The sequence below is a fragment of the Microcoleus sp. C2D2 genome (genome assembly GCF_036702495.1).
In the GTDB taxonomy this organism is placed as follows: Bacteria; Cyanobacteriota; Cyanobacteriia; order Cyanobacteriales; family Microcoleaceae; genus Microcoleus.
In genome coordinates, this window is sequence record NZ_JAUBTO010000332.1 from 1 (window position 1) to 2,798 (window position 2,798).

The window sequence follows — 2,798 nt, forward strand, 5'->3', positions numbered from 1 at the left end:
CGGGGAAATAAGTTAACTGAGAAAGATGCTTTGGGCAATGTTTCGCGGTGGACTTATAACAGTCGGGGACAGGTTTTGACTGAAACCGACGCGCTGGGGAATACTGCGACTTATACTTATTCTCTTAGCGGCAATTTGCTGACGACTAAGGATGCAAAGGGCAATGTTAGTAAGTTTAGCTACGACATCAGAGGCAACACCCTCAGCATCACCGACGCTACCAACAACACCACCAACTTCGAATACAATGCAGCAGGCGACGTCACCAACTTAGAAGACTCATCCGGCAATAAAGCTACCTACATCTACGACAGCAACGGCAATATGCTGCGGGAAATAATGAAAGTAGCAACTCCCACTGGAGAGAAAGAATTAGTAACAGAATGGACTTACGACAAAGAAGGAAAAATTAAGTCAATTACCCAATCTGGCCGCACTACAACTTACGAATACGACAGCAATGGCCGCCAAAGCGCCAGCATCGATGGAAATCGCCGTACCGAGTACCGCTACAACTCTCAAGGTAAATTAGTTGAAACCATTTATCCTGATAATACTCCTAGCAACTCTGACAATTCCCGAAGCATTACTGTTTACGATAAAGGCGGCCGTCAAAGGGCTACTATCGACAGTAACGGACGAGTTACTCACTACAAATACGACGACGCGGGACGGCTGACTGAAACTATTTATCCCAACGAAACAGTCAATCAAGTACAGCAACTGCTGAACGCTATTTCTCCCGGTACTACTCCCCAATCTGTTGACTGGACGACTGTCGTTTATCCCGACATTACCCCGGCTTATTTAGCAAACAATTCTCGGACGAAAACTGAATACTACAAAAACGGGCAAGTCAAAGCCGAAATCGATGTTGATGGCAACCGTACCGAGTACGAATACGATGCAGCAGGCCGCGTTACCCTAACTCGTTTTGATGCCACCAATTACATCACCTATACCTACGATGCAGTTGGCAATCGCAAAACTGAAACCATCTTTGCTGGAGGAACTTCAACGACTACCGCTTACAACTCTCAAGGTTTGGTAACGGCAACTACCGACGCTAACGGCAAAACAACAGGGTTTGAGTACGATGCTAAAGGACAACTGAAAGCTGTTGTCGATGCCGCGCAAAAACGCATCGAATACGGCTACGATAATGCGGGCAATTTGATTAGCGTTAAGGATGCGTTGGGTCAAGTAACGACTTACGAATACGATGATAAAGGTCGCCGCGAAGCGATAATTCGACCCGACAAAAAGCGATCGACTGTTGCTTACAACGATGCGGAAAAAACCGTTACGATTACCGATTTCAATAACAAAACGGTTAAGTACACTTACAACGACGAAAACCAAGTTGTTAGCAAGCAGTATCAAAATGAAAGCGGCGCGACTGTTAGCGTTACTTACACTTCTAACGGATTCGAAGAAACTATTATTGACAGCCGTGGCGCGACTGTTTACAAGTACGACAGTTTGGGGCAGTTAATTTCTCGCAAAGACCCCGCAGACCCTTATCTTGCCAGTGGCAATTCGATCGAATACAAGTACGAAGGCGGGCAAGTTAGTGACGTTAAAACTCCGACTCGCACGACTACTTACACTTATGAAGAAGGTCGGTTAAAGACTATCAGCACGCCGGACATGGGGACGGTAACGTATGTCTATCACCCGGATGGAAACCTCTGGAAAACTTTCTATCCCAACAATTTACTTGAAACTCGAACTTACGATAATTTGGGACGGTTGGATGTGGTGAAAACTGCCAAAATTGACCCGATGACTCAGGTCGAAGATGAGGTGATTTCTAGTTTCGATTATGCAGTAGATGCTGTTGGCAATCGCAAGGAAGTAGTCGAACACAGCGGGCGGAAAGTTGAGTACAACTATGACGATTTGCATCGGTTGCTGGAAGAGAAGGTTACTAACGATCCGAATGGGAACAATCGGGTTGTCAGTTACACTTACGATGCTGTTGGCAATCGTTTGACTAAGACTGATTCTGTGAGTGGGGTAACTACTTATACTTACAACAATTTGAATCAGCTCGATTTCTTGAGTGCGCCGGGAGTGGTTACCGATTACACTTACGATGACAGTGGGAATTTGGTGTCTGAGGTAACGGGCAGCAATTCTACTGTTTATCGGTGGGAGAACGATGGCGAGAATCGGTTGATGGGAGTGACAGTTACTGAGGGTGGAGTTACTCGGAATGTTGCTTATCAATATAACGCTCAGGGGATTCGAGTTGGCAAGGTTGTTGATGGGGTAGAGACTCGTTATTTGATTGATGATGAGTTGCAGCCTTATTCTCAGGTTTTGGAAGAGTGTGATGCTGCGGGGAATCCAAAGAATTCTTATGTTTACGGGTACGATTTGGTTGGGAAGTTACAGGGAAGTCAGCCGTCGTTTTATCACGCTGATGGGTTGGGTTCGACTCGGTTGGCGACTAATAATTTGGGGGCAGTTACTGATAGTTATGCTTATGATGCTTACGGCAATTTAATTGCTGCGACGGGTGTTTCTAGTAATGCTTATTTGTTTGCTGGAGAACAGCGGGATAGTGAGACTGGGTTGGATTATTTAAGGGCGAGGTATTATGACCCGTTGGTGGGGAGGTTTGTTTCGGCTGATGCTTATGAGGGTACGCTGAATGACCCGATGAGTTTGCACGATTATCAGTACGCTCATGCTAATCCGGTGGTTAATACTGACCCTAGGGCGTCGGTTCAGTATTAGGAGTTGACAAAACAAACTGAAAATGATATGTGAATTGAAAAGCCTGTTAAATT

Annotated in this window: 1 protein-coding gene; it reads left to right on the plus strand. The window is 45.6% G+C overall.

Features of this window, described 5'->3' with window-relative positions:
- Nucleotides 1-2,745: RHS repeat-associated core domain-containing protein (locus tag QUB61_RS38795; protein ID WP_333136718.1), on the plus strand; the 2,745-nt coding region annotated here is incomplete at its 5' end.
- Nucleotides 2,746-2,798: the final 53 nt, after the last annotated feature.